Annotated in this window: 17 protein-coding genes and 2 pseudogenes; 10 read left to right on the top strand and 9 right to left on the bottom strand. The window is 59.7% G+C overall.

What is annotated here, in order from left to right; all coding sequences use genetic code 11:
• The first annotated feature begins 55 nt into the window (after positions 1–55).
• Positions 56–430 (top strand): tautomerase family protein, encoded by a 375-nt coding sequence (locus ACNAZS_RS05805; protein ID WP_415787158.1) that lies wholly within the window; start codon positions 56–58, stop codon positions 428–430.
• A gap of 86 nt (positions 431–516) precedes the next feature.
• Here the strand turns inward: ACNAZS_RS05805 and ACNAZS_RS05800 are convergent, their stop codons facing one another.
• Entirely contained in the window at positions 517–1,410 is an 894-nt protein-coding gene (locus tag ACNAZS_RS05800) for a LysR family transcriptional regulator (RefSeq protein WP_415787156.1), read from the bottom strand.
• A gap of 70 nt (positions 1,411–1,480) precedes the next feature.
• Between ACNAZS_RS05800 and ACNAZS_RS05795 the strand changes: the two genes are divergently transcribed.
• Both ACNAZS_RS05795 and ACNAZS_RS05790 read left to right on the top strand, forming a co-directional pair.
• The gene (locus ACNAZS_RS05795; RefSeq protein WP_415787154.1) at positions 1,481–2,734 is read left to right on the top strand and encodes a CaiB/BaiF CoA transferase family protein; all 1,254 of its coding nucleotides are present in this window, start codon (positions 1,481–1,483) and stop codon (positions 2,732–2,734) included.
• The gene (locus ACNAZS_RS05790) at positions 2,731–3,201 is read left to right on the top strand and encodes a MaoC family dehydratase (protein ID WP_415787152.1); all 471 of its coding nucleotides are present in this window, start codon (positions 2,731–2,733) and stop codon (positions 3,199–3,201) included. The genes ACNAZS_RS05795 and ACNAZS_RS05790 overlap by 4 nt, the downstream gene beginning before the upstream one ends.
• 156 nt (positions 3,202–3,357) lie before the next feature.
• On the opposite strand, the gene ACNAZS_RS05785 is transcribed toward ACNAZS_RS05790, so the two are convergent.
• The 4 genes from ACNAZS_RS05785 to ACNAZS_RS05770 form a co-directional block, all read right to left on the bottom strand.
• Entirely contained in the window at positions 3,358–4,635 is a 1,278-nt protein-coding gene (locus tag ACNAZS_RS05785) for a quaternary amine ABC transporter ATP-binding protein (RefSeq protein WP_415787150.1), read from the bottom strand.
• Positions 4,632–5,489, bottom strand: a complete 858-nt coding sequence (locus tag ACNAZS_RS05780; RefSeq protein ID WP_415787148.1) for an ABC transporter permease — start codon at positions 5,487–5,489, stop codon at positions 4,632–4,634. The genes ACNAZS_RS05785 and ACNAZS_RS05780 overlap by 4 nt, the downstream gene beginning before the upstream one ends.
• A gap of 113 nt (positions 5,490–5,602) precedes the next feature.
• A complete protein-coding gene (locus ACNAZS_RS05775) occupies positions 5,603–6,601 on the bottom strand; it encodes an ABC transporter substrate-binding protein (protein ID WP_415787146.1) in 999 nt (332 codons plus the stop codon).
• 492 nt (positions 6,602–7,093) lie between these two features.
• Complete coding sequence (locus ACNAZS_RS05770; protein WP_415787144.1) at positions 7,094–8,353, bottom strand: class I SAM-dependent methyltransferase; 1,260 nt, start codon at positions 8,351–8,353, stop codon at positions 7,094–7,096.
• A gap of 350 nt (positions 8,354–8,703) precedes the next feature.
• Between ACNAZS_RS05770 and rpmB the strand changes: the two genes are divergently transcribed.
• Together rpmB and rpmG are read left to right on the top strand one after the other, a co-directional pair.
• Positions 8,704–8,940, top strand: a complete 237-nt coding sequence (rpmB, locus tag ACNAZS_RS05765; protein ID WP_415787142.1) for a 50S ribosomal protein L28 — start codon at positions 8,704–8,706, stop codon at positions 8,938–8,940.
• Positions 8,941–8,970: 30 nt separating this feature from the next.
• The gene (gene rpmG, locus ACNAZS_RS05760) at positions 8,971–9,138 is read left to right on the top strand and encodes a 50S ribosomal protein L33 (protein ID WP_003810296.1); all 168 of its coding nucleotides are present in this window, start codon (positions 8,971–8,973) and stop codon (positions 9,136–9,138) included.
• 70 nt (positions 9,139–9,208) lie between these two features.
• On the opposite strand, the gene ACNAZS_RS05755 is transcribed toward rpmG, so the two are convergent.
• The 4 genes from ACNAZS_RS05755 to ACNAZS_RS05740 all read right to left on the bottom strand — a co-directional run bounded on the left by ACNAZS_RS05755 (position 9,209) and on the right by ACNAZS_RS05740 (position 15,715).
• Entirely contained in the window at positions 9,209–10,972 is a 1,764-nt protein-coding gene (locus ACNAZS_RS05755; RefSeq protein ID WP_415787139.1) for a monovalent cation:proton antiporter-2 (CPA2) family protein, read from the bottom strand.
• Between the two features lie 286 nt (positions 10,973–11,258).
• Complete coding sequence (locus ACNAZS_RS05750; RefSeq protein ID WP_415787137.1) at positions 11,259–13,076, bottom strand: SulP family inorganic anion transporter; 1,818 nt, start codon at positions 13,074–13,076, stop codon at positions 11,259–11,261.
• 228 nt (positions 13,077–13,304) lie between these two features.
• A complete protein-coding gene (locus tag ACNAZS_RS05745) occupies positions 13,305–13,853 on the bottom strand; it encodes a hemerythrin domain-containing protein (protein ID WP_415787135.1) in 549 nt (182 codons plus the stop codon).
• Between the two features lie 47 nt (positions 13,854–13,900).
• Entirely contained in the window at positions 13,901–15,715 is a 1,815-nt protein-coding gene (locus ACNAZS_RS05740) for a chloride channel protein (RefSeq protein WP_415787133.1), read from the bottom strand.
• Between the two features lie 311 nt (positions 15,716–16,026).
• Here ACNAZS_RS05740 and ACNAZS_RS05735 point away from each other — a divergent pair, with 311 nt between their 5' ends.
• The 5 genes and pseudogenes from ACNAZS_RS05735 to holA all read left to right on the top strand — a co-directional run.
• Positions 16,027–16,500: an HU family DNA-binding protein gene (locus tag ACNAZS_RS05735; protein ID WP_415787131.1), complete on the top strand. Its 474-nt coding sequence runs from the start codon at positions 16,027–16,029 to the stop codon at positions 16,498–16,500.
• A 196-nt stretch (positions 16,501–16,696) separates the two neighbouring features.
• A pseudogene (gene leuS, locus ACNAZS_RS05730) lies at positions 16,697–18,788 on the top strand (leucine--tRNA ligase); the annotation flags it as partial.
• A gap of 7 nt (positions 18,789–18,795) precedes the next feature.
• The coding region (locus ACNAZS_RS05725; protein ID WP_415787129.1) for a class I tRNA ligase family protein at positions 18,796–19,354 on the top strand (559 nt) is incomplete at its 5' end.
• A gap of 12 nt (positions 19,355–19,366) precedes the next feature.
• Positions 19,367–20,023, top strand: coding sequence for an LPS-assembly lipoprotein LptE (locus ACNAZS_RS05720; RefSeq protein WP_415787127.1), 657 nt, complete (start codon positions 19,367–19,369; stop codon positions 20,021–20,023).
• A gap of 3 nt (positions 20,024–20,026) precedes the next feature.
• Positions 20,027–20,507: pseudogene (holA, locus tag ACNAZS_RS05715) on the top strand (DNA polymerase III subunit delta); the annotation flags it as partial.

Below are 20,507 nucleotides of genomic sequence, written 5' to 3'. Positions count from 1 at the left end.
CCAAACACCCTACACTCTACTGAGCCCAAGCTCGCGTGACTCCTCAGGAACGACCATGCCCATACTGAACATCCAGATCATGCAAGGCCACAGCGCCGCCCAGAAAACCAACTTGTTGAAAAACAGCTCACAAGCTGTGGTCGACAGTATTGCGGCGCCGCTGCCCTCCGTGCGCGTGGTGCTGGAAGAAGTCGCCTCCGATCACGTCATCGTCGCGGGCGAACTCGCCAAACCCATGGCATTGGTACTGGCGCGCCTCATCGAAGGCCGCACCCCCGAAAAGAAAGCCGCGCTGATCGCCGCCCTGAGCCAGGCCATCCACAAAAGCATCGACATTTCGGAGCAAGATGTCCGCGTGATCATCACCGACATTCCCAAGACGGACATGGGTGTGGCCAACGGCATCACCGCGTTGGCAGCGGGACGCTAAGATCATCACACGGTGGCGGGCGCGACGGCCCGCCCACGCATTGCGACACAAAACGCGCTTTATTAACAACGCGATTGCCGCCCAATCTATTTTCTTACCGACAGCATCGTGTCGCGCAGCATCAATACGGGCGCGCACGAGGTATCACGATGCGCGACCAGTGACAACGCCAGCACGTCATGCGCCTCGGCATCCAACAAGTCCACAAAAGCTACATGCGGGTGGGAATATGCACGCGTCACGCCAGGGACCAACGCCACCCCTAAACCACTAGCGACCAGGCTGACGAGCGTCTGGACCTGGATAGCCTCCTGACTGATACGCGGAGAAAAACCCGCTTTGCGGCACAACTCGTGAGTAATCCCGTACAAACCAGGGACATGATCGGGCGCGTACATCACGAACGGTTCCGACTGCACGGCCTGTAAATGCACAGGACCATGCGCCAATGGATGCTCAGCCGGTACCGCAAGAATCAGACTGTCACGCTCGACCACCCACGCCGACAATGAAAAGTCCTCGGACAATGGGCCACGCACCAATCCCGCATCGATTTCATTGGCGCGCAGCATTTCCGCCAGACGTAGGGTGCTGTCTTCGCGCAACGCCAGTTCGACATCGGGGTAACAGCGCCGAAACTCGGGCAGGCAGCGTGGCAACAACATATACGTTGCCGAGCCAACGAATCCCAGACGCAATCGGCCCAGTTCGCCCAAGGCCACGCGCCGGGCAGACTGCCGCGCCTGTTCGGCGTGGAACAAGGCACGACGGGCGTCCGCCATCAATGCCGCGCCCGCAGGGGTCAGCGAGACGCCTTTGGCGCCCCGCTCCAGCAACTGTACGCCCACACCGTGCTCCAGTTTCTGTATCGATACCGACAGTGCCGGCTGAGCAATATGCAATACCTCGGCGGCCCGTCGATAGCTGCCCAGCTCCGCGATAGTGACAAACTGACGTAATTGCCGCAGGTCCATAGCCATAACAAATTCCATATCACGCTATACCAACGCCATATTAGACGTGTATGTCTCTGATCGTTAGCATTTGCCCATGACAGCACCTATCAATCCCGAACACAGCGCCCTGGCGGGCGTACGCGTACTTGACCTGACCACGGTGGTCTTTGGCCCCTACGCCTCATTGATACTGGCCGATTACGGCGCCGATATCATCAAGATCGAGTCGCCCGAGGGCGACTCGACTCGCCGCACGGGGCCTAGGCAAGAGCCCGATCTGGCAGCGATATTCCTGGGCATCAACCGTAACAAGCGCAGTATCGTCCTGAACCTGAAACAAGCCGACGCACGCGATGCGTTGCTGAAACTCGTAGACAGCGCCGATGTCCTCATGCACAGCATGCGTCCGGCCAAAATGGCGAAACTGGGGCTGGATCCGCAAACCTTGTGTGCCCGCAATCCACGCCTGATTTACGCCGGCCTGTATGGCTTTGGAGAAGGCGGTGCCTATGCGGGTCAGCCGGCTTATGACGATATCGTGCAAGGACTGGCCGGTATCGCCGACATTACCCAACGACAAGGCGGAGAACCGCGCTACCTGCCCACGATCGCTGCCGACAAGACCTGCGGCCAAGTCGCCGCCCACGCCATTCTGGCCGCCCTATTTCAACGCGAACGCACCGGACAGGGACAACAACTGGAAGTCCCCATGTTCGAATCCATGGCGTCGTATTTGCTGGTCGAGCATTTCTACGGCCGTCACCTGGAGGACACACCAGGCACTGCCGGGTATCCGCGTGTCCTGGCGCCATGGCGACGCCCCTATCAGACTACCGATGGCTATTTGTGCATGATGCCGTACACCGATGCCCATTGGCAGCGTTTTTTCAACGAGACGGGCCAACCGGAGCTGGCGACGGATGCGCGTTTTGCCGACATTACGGCACGTACCCAACATATCGAAGACCTGTACGCGCAAGTCGGCAGTATCGTCGCGCACCATGACACGGCGCACTGGCTGGCCTTGTGCCAGCGGCTGGAGATCCCGGCAGCACCCGTCAATCAGTTAGAGGACCTCGAACGCGATCCACACCTGCGCAGCGTGGACTTTTTCGTACCCCTGACTAGTGCCGCGGGACATCGTTACCGCTTTACACGCAATCCTGTCCGCCTGCAGCGCTCGGACGTCGCACCTGCCATGCCGCCTCGACTAGGTGAACATACGCGCGAAGTTCTGCAACAGGCGGGGCTATCGGCCGATCAGATCGAACAGCTCCTGGCTCAGGGCGGTGCGCACCAGAGCTCCCCTCCCAACCCATCGCCCCCTTTACCCAAGGAATCCTCATGACGAACAACCAGCCCCTTACCCTGCTTGGCCAAGGCTACTACTGGCAAGACCTGCAGGTCGGCCAACGTTTTCGCACGTTCCGTCGCACAATTACCGAGACGGACATCATCAATTTCATCAGCGCGACCGGCATGCTGGAAACGATTTTTATCGATGCCACCTTCGAGCACGGTGCCATACGCGGCCGCCCCGCCCCCGGCGCACTGACATATGGGTTGATCGAAGGGCTGCTCATGCAGGGCATGGTGCAAGGCACGGGCCTGGCACTGCTAGAGGTACACAAAAAAATGCTGGCGCCCGTCGTCGCGGGAGACACCATCTGGGCCACCGTAGAGGTGACCGGCATCCGCCCGACGTCACAGCACAATCGCGCCGTCGTCCACTCATCCGTCGATGTGCATAATCAGCGTGAACAAACCGTCATGACGTACACCGCCACCCGGTTGCTGGCGGGACGGCCCGACTGACAGGAGGTCTTGCCAGACGCCAAGCGCCTGGCAAGGTATGGTCGTACCGACCGGAACCGGGCCCGCCAGCATCGGCGAGCTCAGCGCACATCCGCAAAACCCCGCCATCACCAGCAGTCCTCAAGCAAACTAGCCGGATCACGCAACCTTGCCGAGTCAGGCCGTCGTTTCGGATTCCTTCTTGCCGACCGCAGAGTCGTCGGTGGAGGATACCGCTTGCGTCGAAGCCGTAGACGGCTCCACGCCGTCTGTTCCCTCTTGCAACGTGGGCGTCACCAAATCCACGACTTTTTTGCGCGACAGCATCCCGATAAACTCGTCATCGTCGCCCGTCACGGCCACCGGTTGATCGCTGTGCACCAGGCGGGCAAGCACTTCATCCAATCCTGCCGTTGCCGGCACCGACGCCAAATCCTCGACATACGCCGACACATCGCGGGCCCCCGCCTCGACGGCGCGCTGCGCATCAGTGGCGGTCAGCACGCCAGCTAAACGCTTGCCGTCAAGCACCGGGGCATATTCAAAGCTCAGCGCCTGCATGCGGTCCAGCGCATGGGTGGGACGCGAACGCATGGTCAGTGTCAGTCGCGGCGGGTTGACCGCGTGTGCCGCGTTGAGCACCTTGGTACGGTTCACATCCTGCAAGAAGGCCTGCACATAATCATTGGCTGGATTCAGCAAGATGTCTTCCGGCGTACCTTCCTGCACGAGCTCACCGTCCTTCAGGATCGCGATACGGTTACCCAGGCGCAGCGCCTCGTCCAGATCGTGCGTGATAAACACGATGGTCTTGTTCAGCTTGGCCTGCAACTGCAGCAGGTTATCTTGCATTTCGCGGCGAATTAGCGGATCCAGGGCCGAAAACGCCTCATCCATCAGCAGGATCTCGGCATCGGTGGCCAGTGCCCGCGCGAGACCCACACGTTGCTGCATCCCACCGGAGAGTTGATGCGGATACTGTTTCTCGAAACCATTAAGACCCACTTGGTCCAGCCAGTGCAGGGCACGCTTTTCGCGCTCGGCCTTGGGAACCCCTTGCACGGTCAAGCCATACGCCGCGTTGTCCAGCACCGTGCGGTGCGGAAACAAGCCAAAGCGCTGAAACACCATGCTCATGGTCTTTTGGCGAAAGACTTCCAGCTCGCGCTTGCCGAGGCTGACCACATCGACACCGTCGACCAGGATCTGGCCCGCGCTCGGTTCGATCAAGCGATTGAAATGGCGGATCAATGTCGACTTGCCCGAGCCCGACAGGCCCATGATGACGTAGATGGAGCCCTCCTCAATCGACAGGCTGATGTCGCGCAGCCCCAGCGTGTGGCCGCTTTTGGCCAACAGATCTTCCTTGGAAATACCATCTCGGGCGGCAGGCAGCCACTTGGCCGAGTGCGGGCCGAAGATCTTGAAAATATTTTTGACTTCGATCTTGCTCATCGATGGGCTCCCTGACGAACGCGGTGTCCATACGATTGCGTGATGCGGTCAAACAGCACCGCCAGCACCACAATCCCCAGACCTGCCAGCAGACCACGACCGACTTCCAGGCGATTGATGCCTAACAGCACTTCGTAACCCAGGCCACGTGCACCGATCATCGAGGCGATGACCACCATCGAGAGCGCCATCATGGTCGTCTGATTGACACCCGCCATGATGTTCGGCAACGCCAGCGGCAGTTGCACGCCAAACAATTGCTGGCGGGCGTTCGCCCCAAAGGCGCGCGAAGCTTCGAGGACCTCACGATCGACCAGGCGAATACCCAGATCCGTCAGACGAATCAGCGGCGGCACGGCATAAATCACCGTCGCGATGATCGCAGGGATTTTGCCCAGTCCGAACAACATCACAACCGGAATCAAATACACGAAACTGGGCATCGTCTGCATGATGTCCAGCAGTGGCAGCATGATGGAGCGCAGCCAGTTGACGCGCGCCATCAGTATCCCGAGTGGAATACCAATCATGACGGACAGGCCGGCTGCCATGATCATCAGGGCCAGCGTCTGCATGCCCGCGTCCCACAAACCCAGCACGCCAATGACGCACAACAGCGCGCCCATCGCCAGGCTCAAGCCAATGCGACGGCTCACGCCCCATGCGATCGCGATCGTGACCAGCACGACGACCCACCAGGGGGTGCTGCGCAGCAGGTGCTCCAGCCAGACCAATACGCTCAGGAACGGCTGCGACATAGCCTCCAGCGTGTCGGCATAGCGGGTAACTAGTTGATCGACAAATGCGTCGATCGCGCCACGCACAGCACGTGGCGGAATGATTTCTGGAAACATCAAGAACTCCTTACGGGCATGCCGCAGGGGATGCGGCCGACAATCTACCGTCAGCCGCATGACCCTCGTCACGCAAGCGATCTGCGCCCACGTGAGGCGACGTTATCGCTGATTTACAGCGCACCCTGGACGCGCGTCGCGACCTCGGCAGGCACCCACTTGGTCCAGATATCAGCCTTGTTTTTCAAGAACCACTCGGCAACGGCTGCCGAGTCGTCGCCGGACTCTTCCATGTGGGCCAGGGTCTTATCAACCTCGGGCAGAGGTATCGACACCTTGGACAGGAACTCGGTCAGTTGAGGGGCTTCTTTGGAAAACTCGGTGCTGACCGCAGTAAATACGGGATTATCAGGATAGGCGCTTGGCTTCGGATCCTTGCATGTCGTCGAGGTCAGGCACTTATGGGTTTCGGCGTCATAGGGCGGCAACTCCAGCTTGACCAGATCCAGCGCCCCCACCAACGGCGTGGGATACCAGTAATAAAACACCACGTCCTGCTTACGTTTGTAGGCGGACGTCAGTGCTGCTTTTTGGGCCGCGCCCGTTCCCGGGGAATACAGCGTATAGGTATCGTCGAGCTTCAGGGCATGGAAAAGATTGGTGCTGGTTACTTCGCAGCCCCAACCGGCCGGGCAGCCATAGAAACGGCCTTTCGAGGGCTCTTCCGGGTCTTTGAACTCGTCCTTGAACTTAGGCAGGTCTGCGGCGGACTTGAGTTCGGGCAAACGCTCGGCGGTGTAGCGGGGGATGAACCAGGCCTCGCCGCCCATGTAGACATCGCCAATGCGCTTGACCTTGCCGGTCTTCTCGGCTTTGTCCCAAGGATCAGCCACACTGTTGAGCCAGATTTCGCTATTGATATCCAGATCACCACGTTCTAGCGCGGCCAGTGCCGGCAAAGTCTCCGTGGGCAGGGTTTCGGTCTTGCAACCATAACCCTTTTCCATGATGAAGCGCTCGACATCGACCAGGACCAGATTAGATTCCCAGTTCATACCACCGAATTTGACTGTGCGATCAAGCTCGCACTTGGCATCCGCGGCTTGGACGGACCCGGCGAACGCAAAAAATACCGCTGCGGCGGCCAGGGTTTTGACAGGATTTAAATGCATTGGATTTTGCCTCCATAGGTTCAGGGACATATGCAAACTCGTCGAGTTGCTTAATGCCGTGGAGCTAAGGGGGTTGTGCGGAAGACGGGCAGAACCGCCAATACAAACCGACACTAGCAGCAGGACCAAGCGCCGAAGGTGGCGACGGCCTTGTCAGACAGTAAACCCGAGCACCTCTATTAAAGGGGTGTCGAGCTGACAGAATTTTGAATACAACTAAATGAAGAAGACGGCATCTTAGCCGATTTTGTCTCGCACACCAAGAACTGAGCCGAAACAATTAGATGCACAAAGCCCAAAAACAGCTAGGGTCATTACTAAGAGATCGAGTGGAAAGCCCCTGTTTACGTGGTGCGGCAGTGCAACATCATAAAGAACCATTTAGATAATTATTGTTTCTAATAGTCTCGTTTATACGGGTAAACGCCAGTCCGCCAAGCCAGGTCATGCGTATTGATGCCCGACGATGGCAGGCTGGCAGTCGCTCACACATCAAGCGTCGGTGTACATATACGTACGCCGCCACGGATAAGCCAAGTCAGACGGGTTATCCAACTCGTCAGAGCGTCCGTCGGACAGGCCCGTCGCCAGGATCTGATGCAGCGCAATCCAGCCGTGCTCGAACGCCATCGCGCAACCCGCCAGATACAGACGGTAGGCACGCAGCGAGCGGGCCCCCTCTTCGCCCTGCAGCACTCGGCTGGCCTCGGGCAATCGAGCCTCCAGCGCATCACTCCATGCCCATAGTGTGCGGGCGTAGTGCGGGCGCAAGTTTTCCACGTCCACGGCTTCGAGGCCGCCCTGGGTCAGAGCGCCCATCACACTGCTGATGTGCGTCAACTCACCGCCCGGAAATATGTATTTTTCGATGAATTCGCCCATGCCGCTACTGAGTTCGGCGTTATAGAGGCCGGCCGCGGTAATACCATGGTTCATGATCAGCCCGCCCGGCTTGACCAGCCTGCGCAGCTTGGCGAAATAGTCGGGCAATTGCGCCCGGCCCACGTGCTCAAACATCCCCACGGACCCCAGCTTGTCGAACGGCGTGGACTCGTCGAGTTTGCGGTAGTCGAGCAACTCCATGCGCACCCGGCCCGAAAGTCCTTTTTCCTGGATCAGTTTGTTGACATAGGCATGCTGGTTGCGCGACAAAGTAATCCCGGTCGCATCGACGCCGTAATTTTCGGCAGCCCACAGCAACAGTCCGCCCCAGCCGGCGCCCACATCCAGGAACCGCTCGCCGGCCTGCAGGCGCAATTTGCGGCAAATGTGATCCAGCTTGGCTTCTTGGGCCTGCGCCAGATTCATGTCCGGCGTACGAAAATATGCGCAAGAATAGACGCGGCGCGGATCGAGCCACAGTGCATAAAAATCATCGGACAGGTCGTAATGAAATTCGATTTGTTTGGCATCGCGCTCGACGGAATGGCGCCAGACGGACACGACCTTGCGTACCAATTCGGTCAGCCAGCCGCCGCGCGCGGCGTCGACCGGTGAGCCTGGCAACAGCGCCGCGGAGGCCGCCATCACATCCCGCATATTGCCCTGAATATCGATGCGACCCTCGACGTAGTCTTGGCCCAGCACACCGACGGCACCTTCGGCCAAGTGCGCCAGTGCCCCCTTGTCGCGTGCCACAAACCGGACCTTGGGGTCGGTAGGGCCCACGATGGCGCCATCAGGCATCTCTAGCTGTACGGCGACTGGCAATGACTGCAACTTGCGTTCCACAACAGACAGCAACGGATTCACAGTTTCTCCCCGACATGAAAGACGCAGTAACTCTATCCGAAAATCACTGGAAAGGGCCAGCCTTTGGCGCCGCGCCCTGCCCTGCGCGCCGTAGTGTGGCGGACAGCCCACGGGCCTGGCGGAACAGGCTATTGATTTTTCTGGCATTTCTGTATTAGAATAGCGAGCTTAGTATGAAGTTTTCCCGTGAGTAGCCAACTATGCTTTGTTGCTACCACTTTCGACCAGCACCCCGTGTATAGGTACAGCGGGCGGCAGGTAGCGGGTAATAAGCACGGGCGCAAGCCCATACCTGACTTTCCTTCCCCAGCTTCGCCATACGCGGCCAGAAATACTTAGAGGTAAAAATCATGGCACGCGTATGCCAAGTAACTGGCAAAGGCCCGATGACGGGCAACAACGTTTCGCACGCTAACAACAAGACCAAGCGTCGCTTCCTCCCCAACCTGCAAACGCGCCGGTTCTGGGTTGAGAGCGAAAACCGCTGGGTTCGCCTGCGCGTTTCCACCAAGGCCATCCGCATCATCGACAAGAACGGCATCGACGCTGTTCTGGCCGACATGCGCGCCCGCGGCGAACAGGCCTAATCAGGCCCCATCACAATCTAGGAGCACGAAATGGCCAAAGGTATCCGCGAAAAGATCAAGCTCGAGTCCACTGCCGGCACGGGCCACTTTTACACCACTACCAAAAACAAGCGCAACATGCCCGAGAAGATGCTGATCAAGAAATTTGATCCCGTCGCTCGCAAGCATGTCGACTACAAAGAAACCAAGCTGAAGTAATTCCGCTGGTTTTGCGTCAATTAAAAAGCCTCGCATGCATGCGAGGCTTTTTTTTTCGACTGTCATTCGGTTATTTCGATCCTGACGGTCGGGTGAGCGGCTCTGGAACGGGTTGCAAATGCAGTTGATCTCGACCCGACATGAGGTCCCCTTGTACTTGCTCGGATAGCCGCTGGGCATCCCGCTGACGAATGCCCTCGGCCGCCTCCTCAATATCCAGTTCGGCAAAACCCAACGCTCGCAGACCCTGCGCTCCCATTAAATAGGCGGATTCAACCGTCTCTCGAATCTCATATTCGACACCCGCGCGGATCAGTTCCATCGAATGTCCACGGTCATAGCTTCGCACCAGAAGCTTCGCCTGTGGAAATTCGTGCTGCGCCAGCTCCACAATCTGCAACGCGGCCTTAGGGGCATCTATGCAGACCATGATGGCATCGGCCTCACTCGCACCGGAGTGGCGCAAGGTGTCGAGTCGAGTGCCATCGCCGAAAAAAACCTTGAATCCGTATCGCCCCGCATCGCGGATGCGGTCGGGCTCTTTATCGATGACGATCAGTTCGACCCCTTTGGATAGCAAAATCTGGGAAGCAATCTGACCGAAGCGGCCAAAGCCGATGACAAGTATTCGCCCCTTCAGATCGCAAGCGACATCGACGCCGTCCATCGATGCTTCGGTACGCAGCAGGCGGTCGGCCACGATCATGAGCAAAGGAGTCAGCGCCATCGACAAAATCACAACGGTGGCGAAAAGCGCATTTTCCCGTGCATCGATCACGCCGCCCGACGTCGCCGCGGCATAAAGCACAAAGGCGAATTCCCCTCCCTGCAAGAACATGGACGTCCGGTGCAACGCCTGGTGGTTGGAGCCGCCGAACAGGCGCGCGACCACATAGACCACGGCACCCTTCACGACTGTGAACGCAACCAACAAGGACAGCAGAAGCTGCCATTCGGCCGCGACAACGGAAAAATCGAGCGACATGCCGACGGCCAAAAAGAACAGCCCCATGAGCAGCCCACGAAACGGCTCGATGTCACTCTCGATCTGATGCCTGTAGCTTGAGCTCGACAGCATCACCCCGGCGAGGAACGCACCCATCGCCATCGAGAGGCCGGCGACGTCCATCAGCAGCGCCGCGCCAAGCACCACCAGTAACGCGCCTGCCGTCAACACTTCGCGCGCCCGCGTTTGTGCCAGCAGGGCGAAGAACGGATTCAGGCACCAGCGCGACACCACCAACAGCGCCAGCAGCGCGGCGAATGCCAGAAGAATATCGGTCCATCCTGCCTGTCCGTGCGACAGTGGGGACAGGAAGGCGACCACCGCCAGAAGCGGCACGATCATCAGGTCCTCGAACAGAAGGATCGCAACCGATTTCTGACCCTCCGTACTCGAAATCTCGCCCCGATCCTGCAGCACCGACATGATGACGGCGGTCGAGGAAAGGACGAAGCCCGCCCCGGCGATGAAAGCCACCGGCGCAGAAAGGCCGAAGATCACCATGGCTGTCAACGCAAGAGCCGTGATCGCGGCGGCAACTTGAGCAAGGCCCAGTCCGAAGATCTGACCGCGCATCGCCCACAGCTTGTGCGGTCGCAGTTCCAATCCGATCACGAACAGGAACATCACCACGCCAATTTCCGAGAAATGCAGGATGGACTGGGCGTCGGTGAATAACCCAAGCACCGATGGGCCCACCAGCACGCCGGCGGCAAAATAGCCCAGAACCGACCCGAGGCCGAGCCGCCGAAACAATGGCACCGCAACCACAGCCGCTCCCATCAGGACGACCGCAGGTCCAATCATTTGTCCCAGGCTCGCTTCAGCCATCAAGTCACCTTTCTAATATTGAAGAATTCAACGACGAAAGGCCGGCATACGGGCTCGTCACCGAGGAACACGACAGTTGGGGATCAGAACGTTTCCCATGACATTTTCCTCGATTTTTGAAAGCGGAGAATATCATTGCCATACTCGGCGAGCTAGTCTCGACCCTTATCAAACTGTGTGGCGCAAAGTGGAACACCGCTTCGCCCACGCCAAGGCCTTCGAGACACAGACCGCCCTTCTAGCGGTCTTTGCCAGAGGATTGAGTTCGGCTATTTTCTATCTGCTTTCACGCGGCCGACGATTTGTCACCACACGTCGCGGACGGCTGCCCCGCGTAGCCCGGCGGCCCGCACTCACGAAATATGCGAGCCGTACAGCCTTTGCAGATATCCGGATTCAAGCGTTGGTAGATCCGCGCAATCGCGGTCGCCTTGTCCGGAAAGAGGTGGTCTTCGCCCAAGTCATCAACGAACCCAGAGCGGCGCCACATTTGCATCACCCCAGGTCGCGGGCGATGAAAATACAGATCGCCCCCCATCTCGCGCCGCTTGCGCAACTCGTATTCCCACACTACGGCGCCGGCATGGTCGATGAAATTCATGCTTTTGGTCATGACCAGCAGATGCCGGGGCGCATCAGGCTCCATCCGCAGGGCCTGCAGACGATCCGCCACATGCGCCACCGCACCAAAATAGACCGAGCCCTCCATGCGCAACAGCTTGAGTTGGGGACATTCGGGCAGTGCATCAGGCGTATCATCCAGCACCGCAAAATGACGGTCCGGATCGTCAGCCCTGAACCCCATCGTACGCATGGCGGGATGCGAGGTACGGTGCAAGTACGTCATCAATGACAGCAGCGTGCCCAGCAAAATCGCGATTTCCATGCGGATCATCACCGTGGCGGCCATCGTCGCCAGCGCAATCAGAAACTCGCTGCGCTGTACCTGAGCGAGGCGGCGCCAGTGCGGCAAGTCCAGCAGATTCCAGGCCACCACGAGCAGCAGCCCGGCAATCGCCGCATCCGGGATGCTTGCCAACAACGGGGCGCTGACGGTCACCAGCAACACCAGCAGCACCGCCGCGAAAACGGCCGCCATGGGGGTGCGCGCCCCCGCCTCGTAGTTGGGAATGGAGCGATTCAGCGAGCCGCAGGATAAATAGGACGAAAAAAATCCGCCCACCATGTTCGACAAACCCTGTCCGATGAACTCGCGATTGGCGTCAATCGCCTGCCCCGATCGCGACGCCACGACCTTGGCAATCGAGATGGATTGCGCCAGCGCCACAATGGACAGGGCAAATGCCAGCCCCAATAGCTCCGGCAGCGAACGCCATGGGATATCGGGTACATGAAAGGGCGGCCAAGGCTGCGACAGCGAACCCAGCACCGGGATGCGCTCGGCATTACCCAAAAAAACCCAGGCATTCAGCATCGCCGCCACCGCCGTACCAGCCACCAGCCCTATCAATAGGTGAGGCTTGCGGCGATCCCAGCGGCGTACCGCGATCGATATGGCGATCGTGACCAGCGCCACTAAGAAGGCCCCCCAGTGCAGCGCGGGCAACCCTTGCGCGACGCCCAGCAGCACCGCTCCCGCCCCATGCGCCTCGATGCCATGTATACCCAACGCGTCTTTAAGCGCATGCACCGCAATCAGCAAGGCCGCACCGCTGGTAAAACCGAACAATGCCGATGGGGAAATGAAGTTCGCCAGCGCACCCAATCTGAGGATGCCGACCAGCCATTGCAAGACACCCACCAAAATCGTGACGGCCAGGGCCATCTGGATATACTCGTGACTGCCCGCTACGGCCAGCGGCGCCAACACCGCATAGAGAGCCAGCGAATTGGCATTCGTGGGGCCGGACATGACATGTCGGCTGGAGCCAAACAGCGCGGCCACCACACAGGGCACAATCGCGGAATACAACCCATATTGAGGGGGTAGCCCGGCCAGCGTGGCAAACGCCACCCCTTGCGGCAATACCAGCAACGCCCCCAGCAGCCCCGCGACCGCATCGGCTCGCAACGAGGCGGGCCCAACATCATGGACCCATGTCCCCAACAAGCGGCTTAACACCTTGCCCACGCGCTGCATCATCCTAATGTCATGCGGTTATTAGCCAATTCGGATCGCGGTCGACCATTGACAGGCCGGTCGCCGGTACGATGCCGACGCATTGCTGTCTCCCAGCGGGTATCTAGGGTAGCCGTATGCACCGATGCGCGCAACGCAGGATCACCTGACAAACCAGATCACGGCACCCCTCACGTTCGGTATTGACAGGCGCCTCATCGTGTCTATCATCACGCTGTGTCCCGGGAGTCCTCAGCTCGCGCCGCCGCCACGCCGTGCCCGCATCGCTCGGCTCATGTCGGACAGCGCCAAATCGTCCAGTAGCCGGCCTGCCATCGGCAACAACTCGTCCTCTTCCCGCTGAATATGCGCCGCATACATCGCACAAAACCGCTCGACAAGAGACGAGTCCAAGTTCGCGGACTGTCCCGCGTTCAACGCCGCCAATGGCTCGTGCAAACGATGCCAAAGGGCCTCTAACTGACGATGCTCTTGTGTGAGCCCATCGACCATTGCATGCAGACACACCGCATCCGAGCCCGCCATGGACTCGATCAAGGCGGGAAATAGGTCGTCCTCCTCGTCACGGTGATGCAGCAAGGCCGCGGTATCAAAGTAACGCAAGACACTGGCCGCCGCGGTCTGTGCCACGGTATCGGCGCCATGTTGCGCCACATGCGCGGCCAAGCGGGTGAGAGTCGCGCATTGCCGCCCCATCCGATCATGACAGGCCGAAAGCAATTCCAACGGTGTATCCAGCCCGACGGCTGGCGATGAAAAACCCGAAATATCGACTGCCATGATCGTATCCTTATTGAACGGCCCGGCTCACCTCTACCCGATAGTCCCTACTGAGGGTCGACCGAACGTCGACGCGCACCGCGCCAGCGAAAATATGCGGTGCGCTCACGCTCGTCCCGCAGTCGGCCGGCCCGCACACGCAGCAAGTCTTTGCGGCCCACCAGCCCCACCAGGCGACCCGTCGCACGCTCGACAATCGGCACGCGGCCGCCCCCCGTCAAGGCCATGCGATCCGCCACTTGGCTGGCTAGCTCGTCAGGATAACCCACGAAAAGCTCACGACCCGCCAATATCTCGCCTAACGGCCGCGCAGCGTCTTCGTCTTCCAAGGTCCAGGCCAGACTATCGGCGCGCGTCATTTCCCCAACCACTTTACCTTGCGTATCCACCACGGGATAGGCGGTATGGCGCCGCTCCGCGGTCGTAAAGTGCTCGATCGCCTCAGCGACACACAATGAGGCGGGCAGCGTCTGAACCGAGGTCGTCATCACTGCCGACACCCGCACCAAATCGAAAGGATCGACGTGATATTCACGCGTAATGTGATGGCCGCGACGCGCGATTTTCTCGGTCAGGATAGAGCGTTTCAACAGCAACACGGTCAGCCCATAGGCAAACGCACACGCTGTCAAGACGGGCAACAACACACTGAAATTACCGGTCAACTCTACCGCGAACAAGGTCGCGGTCAGTGGCGCGCGCATCGTGCCCCCCATCATCGCCGCCATGCCCAATAGGGCCCAGAAACCCGGACTGGCCTGCGGCAACAGCGGCGCCGCCAGCGCCCCCAACGCACCGCCAAAAATCAGCAGCGGGGCCAACACGCCCCCCGATGTTCCGGACCCCAACGCGACGGACCAGATCACCACTTTCACCAATAACAGCAGCAATACGGCCTGAATCGCCAGTTTGCCCGCCAGCAAATCAGCAATGTTGTCATAGCCGACCCCTAACGCAGATGGCTCGATCAAGCCACCCAGACCGATGACCAAGCCGCCTATGGCCGGCCACCACATCCAATGGATAGGGAGTTTCTCAAACCAGTCTTCAAACAAATAAACCAGCGACGTCAGCACCCCTGACCCCAGGCCCGCCAACACACCTAAACCTGCCCAGGCCAGCACATGCGGCAGTGAGGGCTCGCCCAATCCGGCATACGGAAAAATCGGCGCGCTATGTAATAACAGGGGCCGCGCCGAGGCCGAGACGATGGCAGCCACGGCCACCGGCAAAAAGCTACGCGGCTTCCATTCAAACAACAGCAGCTCTACCGCCAGCAAAATCGCGGCAATGGGCGTTCCAAATACGGCCGTCATACCCGCCGCCGCTCCTGCGACAAGCAACGTCTTGCGTTCGCTGGAACTCATATGCACCATCTGCGCCAACAACGAGCCAATCGCGCCGCCCGTCATGATGATGGGCCCCTCCGCGCCAAACGGACCGCCTGTACCGATTGATACCGCCGAGGACAATGGCTTGAGCACCGCAACCTTGGGTTGAATACGGCTCTTGCCGATCAAGATGGCTTCCATTGCTTCTGGAATACCGTGGCCGCGGATTTTTTCCGACCCGTAACGTGCCATGAACCCAATGATGATGCACCCTACCACCGGCACGGCAACGGACGCCCAACCCAAGGTATGGCTCGCTATCGGTATCTCCTCTAGTGATAAACGGCCGAAATACGCCAAATTGGTGCACAGCGTGATCAAGCGCAGCAACACCCATGCAGCACCGACGCCCGCCAAGCCGACCAACGCGGCCATCAACATCAACAAGAGAACGCGACGATCCGTCGTGAAATCGCCTAATCGCGACGTGCCCGGTGTACGGGTGGGAGACAAAGAAGCAAGAGGGGCCATAGGGCAAACACAGGGTTAAAGAACAAAGACAATGTCTAGAAAACAAAACGGGATCGGCAGTGTGCCGACCCCAAAAATATCGTATCACGACGCAAATTACAGCTAACTGAGAGCGCGGCCGATGAGACCACGCAGACACACGGCCATATCAACATACCTCTCTCTTTTGTCACGAAAACAACATGTTTTAAGGCCTTAACGCACAGAAATGCGCCCGTACGCGCGAAGTTCCGCTATCATCGGGCGCGAGGTGCCAAGTGCCGATCTTCGGTACCGAGCTATCTCGTGTTCTCAACATACGGATTTCGACCATGGCTACCAAAGCACAAGCTCCCGCCAAGAAAGTTAGCAAAACTGCTGCCAAAGCCCCTGCCACCAAGGTTGCGGCCAAGAAAGCACCCGCTAAAAAAGCACCTGCTAAAAAGGCAACCGTCGCCAAGACCGCTGCAGTAAAGAAAACGGTTTCGGCTCCCGTCATCAAACAAGCACTGAACAAGTCGCAATTGATTGCTCACCTGGTCGAGCAGACCGGCGTAGAAGCCAAATCGGTCAAGGCCGTGCTGGCTAGCTTGGAAAGCGCCGTTCTGGGTTCGGTCAACAAGCGCGGCGTCGGCGAGTTCGCCATGCCCGGCCTGCTCAAAGTGACCGTGCAAAAGATCGCCGCCAAGGCCAAGCGCTTCGGCAAAGACCCGTTCACCGGCCAAGAGCGCTGGTTCCCGGCCAAGCCCGCTTCGGTCAAGGTCAAGGTTCGCCCGCTCAAGAAACTGAAAGACGCCGCTCAGTAATTTCGAGCCCGCTCCTCAGTTTCAACGACAAGGCCCGTCTCGCAAGAGGCGGGCCTTGTCGTTTTGATCCCTGCCGTCGCCCGAAAATCGGCCTTCGGCGCCCCAAACGCAGGGACTCTCTATAATTAGCGGTTTGACCGTCCGTGGCATTGCGCCGGACGGCCCTTATTCTTTTTCTAGATACGCGCACGAGCCCATGCAGGAACGTTACAGCCCCACCGCCGTCGAAGCCGCCGCCCAGCAAGACTGGCAGGCGCGCGACGCCTACCGTGTCACCGAACACGCCCAGAACGCCGATGGCACCCCAAAGCCAAAGTTCTACGCATGTTCCATGCTGCCCTACCCCAGCGGCAAGCTACACATGGGTCACGTCCGCAACTACACCATCAACGACATGATGGCGCGCCAGTTGCGTATGCGCGGCTACAACGTGCTCATGCCCATGGGCTGGGATGCGTTTGGCATGCCCGCCGAAAACGCCGCCATCAAGTCCAAAGTGCCACCGGCCAAATGGACCTACGACAACATCGCCTACATGAAGAAACAAATGAAGGCGATGGGGTTGGCGATCGACTGGTCGCGCGAAATGTGCGCCTGCGATCCGCAATACTACAAATGGAACCAATGGCTGTTCCTGAAGATGCTCGAAAAAGGCATCGCCTATCGTAAGACCCAAGTCGTCAACTGGGATCCGGTCGACAACACCGTACTGGCCAACGAACAGGTCATCGACGGTCGTGGCTGGCGTTCGGGCGCGCTCGTCGAAAAACGCGAGATTCCCGGGTACTACCTGCGCATTACGGATTACGCCGACGAATTGCTCGACCAAGTGCGCACGGGCTTGCCTGGCTGGCCCGAACGCGTTCGCATCATGCAAGAAAACTGGATCGGCAAATCCGAGGGCCTGCGTTTTGCCTTCCCGCACCAGATCACCGGCGCGGACGGCCAACTGATCCAGGACGGCAAGCTCTACGTCTTTACGACCCGTGCCGACACCATCATGGGTGTCACATTCTGCGCCGTCGCGCCCGAGCATCCGCTGGCCACGCACGCCGCCCGGTCCAACCCCGAGCTGGCCGCATTCATCGAGCAATGCAAGCTCGGCGGTACGACCGAAGCCGAAATCGCCACCCGCGAAAAAGCCGGTATGCGAGCCGACCTGACTGTCACGCACCCCTTGACGGGCGCGCCTGTCGACGTCTGGGTCGGCAATTACGTGCTCATGAGCTACGGCGACGGTGCGGTCATGGGCGTGCCTGCCCATGACGAACGCGATTTCGCTTTTGCCAAAAAGTACCAATTGCCCATCCAGCAAGTCGTCGCAGTCGAGGGCAAGACGTACTCTACCGACGCTTGGCAAGAATGGTATGGCGACAAGCAACAGGGTCGCACCGTCAATTCCGGCAAATACGACGGCCTGTCATTCAAGCAGGCCGTCGATGCGATCGCCGCCGACCTGGCTCCGCAAGGCTTGGGAGAAAAGCAAACCACGTGGCGCCTGCGCGACTGGGGAATTTCGCGTCAACGCTACTGGGGCACCCCCATCCCCATCATTCACTGCGCCGACTGCGGCCCGGTACCGGTCCCTGAAAAAGACCTGCCGGTGGTGCTGCCCGACGACCTGATCCCCGATGGCAGCGGCAATCCGCTGACCAAAAACGAGGCTTTCTTGTCATGCTCGTGCCCGAGCTGCGGCAAGCCCGCGCGGCGCGAGACCGACACGATGGACACCTTTGTGGACTCGTCCTGGTACTTTATGCGCTATACCTCGCCCGGCAACGATCAGGCCATGGTGGATAGCCGTAACGATTACTGGATGCCCATGGACCAGTACATCGGTGGCATCGAACATGCCGTGCTGCACCTGTTGTACGCCAGATTCTGGACACGAGTGATGCGTGACCTGGGCCTGTTGAACTTTAGCGAGCCGTTCACCAAGCTGCTGTGCCAGGGCATGGTGCTCAACCATATCTACTCTCGCAAAACCGAACAGGGCGGCGTCGAGTACTTCTGGCCCGAAGACGTCGAAAACCAGTACGACGCCAAGGGCGCCATCACTGGCGCCAAGCTCAAGTCCGATGGCTCCGACATACAGTACGGCGGCGTGGGCACCATGTCCAAGTCCAAGAACAATGGGGTCGATCCGCAAGCGCTCATCGACACCCTGGGCGCCGACACCGCTCGCCTGTTCGTCATGTTCGCCAGTCCGCCCGAGCAAACGCTGGAATGGTCGGACTCCGGTGTGGACGGCGCCAATCGGTTCTTGCGCCGCCTCTGGTCGCTGGGCCNCGCCCNGCACGAAACCGTCGCGCGTGGCCTGACGGCCAGCCCTGATTGGTCGCAAGCACCCACCCCCGTCAAAGACCTGCGTCGCGAAGTCTATAACCTACTCAAGCAGGCCGACTACGATTACCAGCGCATTCAGTACAACACCGTCGTGTCGGCATGCATGAAAATGCTGAACGCCATCGACGGCGCCGAACTGCCCGACGGCGTGATGGCGGATGCTGCGCGTGCCGAGACCCTCGGCATCTTGCTGCGCGTGCTGTACCCGGTCGTCCCGCACGTCACTTGGCTCCTGTGGCGCGACCTGGGCTACGCGGACGTCCTGGGCGATCTGCTGGACGCGCCCTGGCCGCAGATCGACGAGGCAGCCCTGGTGGCCGACGAAATCGAACTTATGCTCCAGGTCAACGGCAAATTGCGTGGCTCGATCCGCGTCGCGGCCCAGGCCTCCAAAGCGGACATCGAGCAAATCGCCGCCGGCCAGGACGAGGTCGCCCGCTTCCTCGAAGGTCGCCCGCCCAAGCGCGTCATTGTCGTGCCGGGCAAGCTGGTCAACGTCGTCGGTTAAAAGAGGTCACGCATGCACTCTGCCCCATCCCGCCCGCAACACTGCTCCCGCTGGTGGCTGCGTGCCGTCAGCTTGGCGACCGTCATGCTGCTGGCGGCGTGCGGCTTTACCATGCGCGGCGTCACCCCCCTGCCCTTTGAAACGCTCTATGTCGGCATTCCCGACAACACCCGCTTTGGCGCCGACGTCCGCCGCGCCATCCGGGCGTCGTCCCCCGACACAAAGCTGGTCGGCACACCCAAAGAGGCGGCCGCCATTTTGCAACTGGTGGCTAACGACCGATCGTTGCGCGAGGTCTCCCTCAATGCACAAGGCCGCGTCGAAGAATACGAACTCGGTATCATCTTTACCTTTCGTCTGATCACCAACAAGGGCATCGCCATCCTGCCCGATACCACTTTGTCGGTCTATCGCGAAATGCCCTACGACGACCAAGTCGTCCAGGCCAAGCAAGCACAAATGGAAACCCTGTACGAATCCATGCAGGAGTCTCTCGTCAGCCGGCTGCTACGACGCCTGACCGCGCCTGAGGTCCATACGGCCTACGCCGCAGCCCAACGCGGCGACATTAATCCCGATAACCCGGTCTACGATCCCAATTTCGCGCCTTCGAACGAGCGGCCTGAAACCTGGCAGACGCCCGGGTCGCCCGGTACGGGCAATTGGTGACGCATGGGGCAACAGCTGGACGCTGATCGCCTGGCCGATCATCTACAGCGCGCCGGGCAAAGCCTGGCGCCGCTGTACGTGCTGTCCGGCGACGAACCCCTGCTGGTTATCGAAACCACCGACGCGCTGCGTGCCGCCGCGCGCCAGGCGGGCTATACCGACCGTACGTCCATGATCATGGATGCGCGTAGTGACTGGAGCGCCGTCTTTGCCGCTACTCAAAGCGTCTCGCTATTTGGCGACCGGCGCATTCTGGAAATTAAGCTCCCCACCGGCAAACCAGGCAAGACCGGTGCGGATACGCTGACCAAACTGGCCACCCAGGCCGCCGCGCAGCCCGACCCCGATACCATGATTGTGGTGGCGTTGCCCCGTCTGGACAAAGCCACCCGCGACACCAAATGGGCGCAAGCGCTGGCGCAAAACGGCATCATGGTAGAGCTGCCCGCCATCGAGCGCGGCCGCCTGCCCGCCTGGATCGGGG

It is taken from the genome of Bordetella tumulicola (assembly GCF_965138755.1).
Classification (GTDB): domain Bacteria; phylum Pseudomonadota; class Gammaproteobacteria; order Burkholderiales; family Burkholderiaceae_B; genus Bordetella_A; species Bordetella_A tumulicola.
The sequence above is the reverse complement of the archived record's forward strand: the minus strand, read 5'-3'. Positions and strand labels throughout refer to the sequence as shown.

Coding starts and splice junctions, on each gene's coding strand:
- ACNAZS_RS05750 (WP_415787137.1), bottom strand. CDS start 13,076: ATGATGCAGCGCGTGGGCAAGGTGTTAAGCCGCTTGTTGGGGACATGG.
- ACNAZS_RS05735 (WP_415787131.1), top strand. CDS start 16,027: ATGGCTACCAAAGCACAAGCTCCCGCCAAGAAAGTTAGCAAAACTGCT.
- ACNAZS_RS05780 (WP_415787148.1), bottom strand. CDS start 5,489: ATGTTTCCAGAAATCATTCCGCCACGTGCTGTGCGTGGCGCGATCGAC.
- ACNAZS_RS05790 (WP_415787152.1), top strand. CDS start 2,731: ATGACGAACAACCAGCCCCTTACCCTGCTTGGCCAAGGCTACTACTGG.
- ACNAZS_RS05740 (WP_415787133.1), bottom strand. CDS start 15,715: ATGGCCCCTCTTGCTTCTTTGTCTCCCACCCGTACACCGGGCACGTCG.
- ACNAZS_RS05800 (WP_415787156.1), bottom strand. CDS start 1,410: ATGGCTATGGACCTGCGGCAATTACGTCAGTTTGTCACTATCGCGGAG.
- ACNAZS_RS05755 (WP_415787139.1), bottom strand. CDS start 10,972: ATGGCTGAAGCGAGCCTGGGACAAATGATTGGACCTGCGGTCGTCCTG.
- ACNAZS_RS05720 (WP_415787127.1), top strand. CDS start 19,367: ATGCACTCTGCCCCATCCCGCCCGCAACACTGCTCCCGCTGGTGGCTG.
- ACNAZS_RS05785 (WP_415787150.1), bottom strand. CDS start 4,635: ATGAGCAAGATCGAAGTCAAAAATATTTTCAAGATCTTCGGCCCGCAC.
- rpmB (WP_415787142.1), top strand. CDS start 8,704: ATGGCACGCGTATGCCAAGTAACTGGCAAAGGCCCGATGACGGGCAAC.
- rpmG (WP_003810296.1), top strand. CDS start 8,971: ATGGCCAAAGGTATCCGCGAAAAGATCAAGCTCGAGTCCACTGCCGGC.
- ACNAZS_RS05775 (WP_415787146.1), bottom strand. CDS start 6,601: ATGCATTTAAATCCTGTCAAAACCCTGGCCGCCGCAGCGGTATTTTTT.
- ACNAZS_RS05795 (WP_415787154.1), top strand. CDS start 1,481: ATGACAGCACCTATCAATCCCGAACACAGCGCCCTGGCGGGCGTACGC.
- ACNAZS_RS05805 (WP_415787158.1), top strand. CDS start 56: ATGCCCATACTGAACATCCAGATCATGCAAGGCCACAGCGCCGCCCAG.
- ACNAZS_RS05745 (WP_415787135.1), bottom strand. CDS start 13,853: ATGGCAGTCGATATTTCGGGTTTTTCATCGCCAGCCGTCGGGCTGGAT.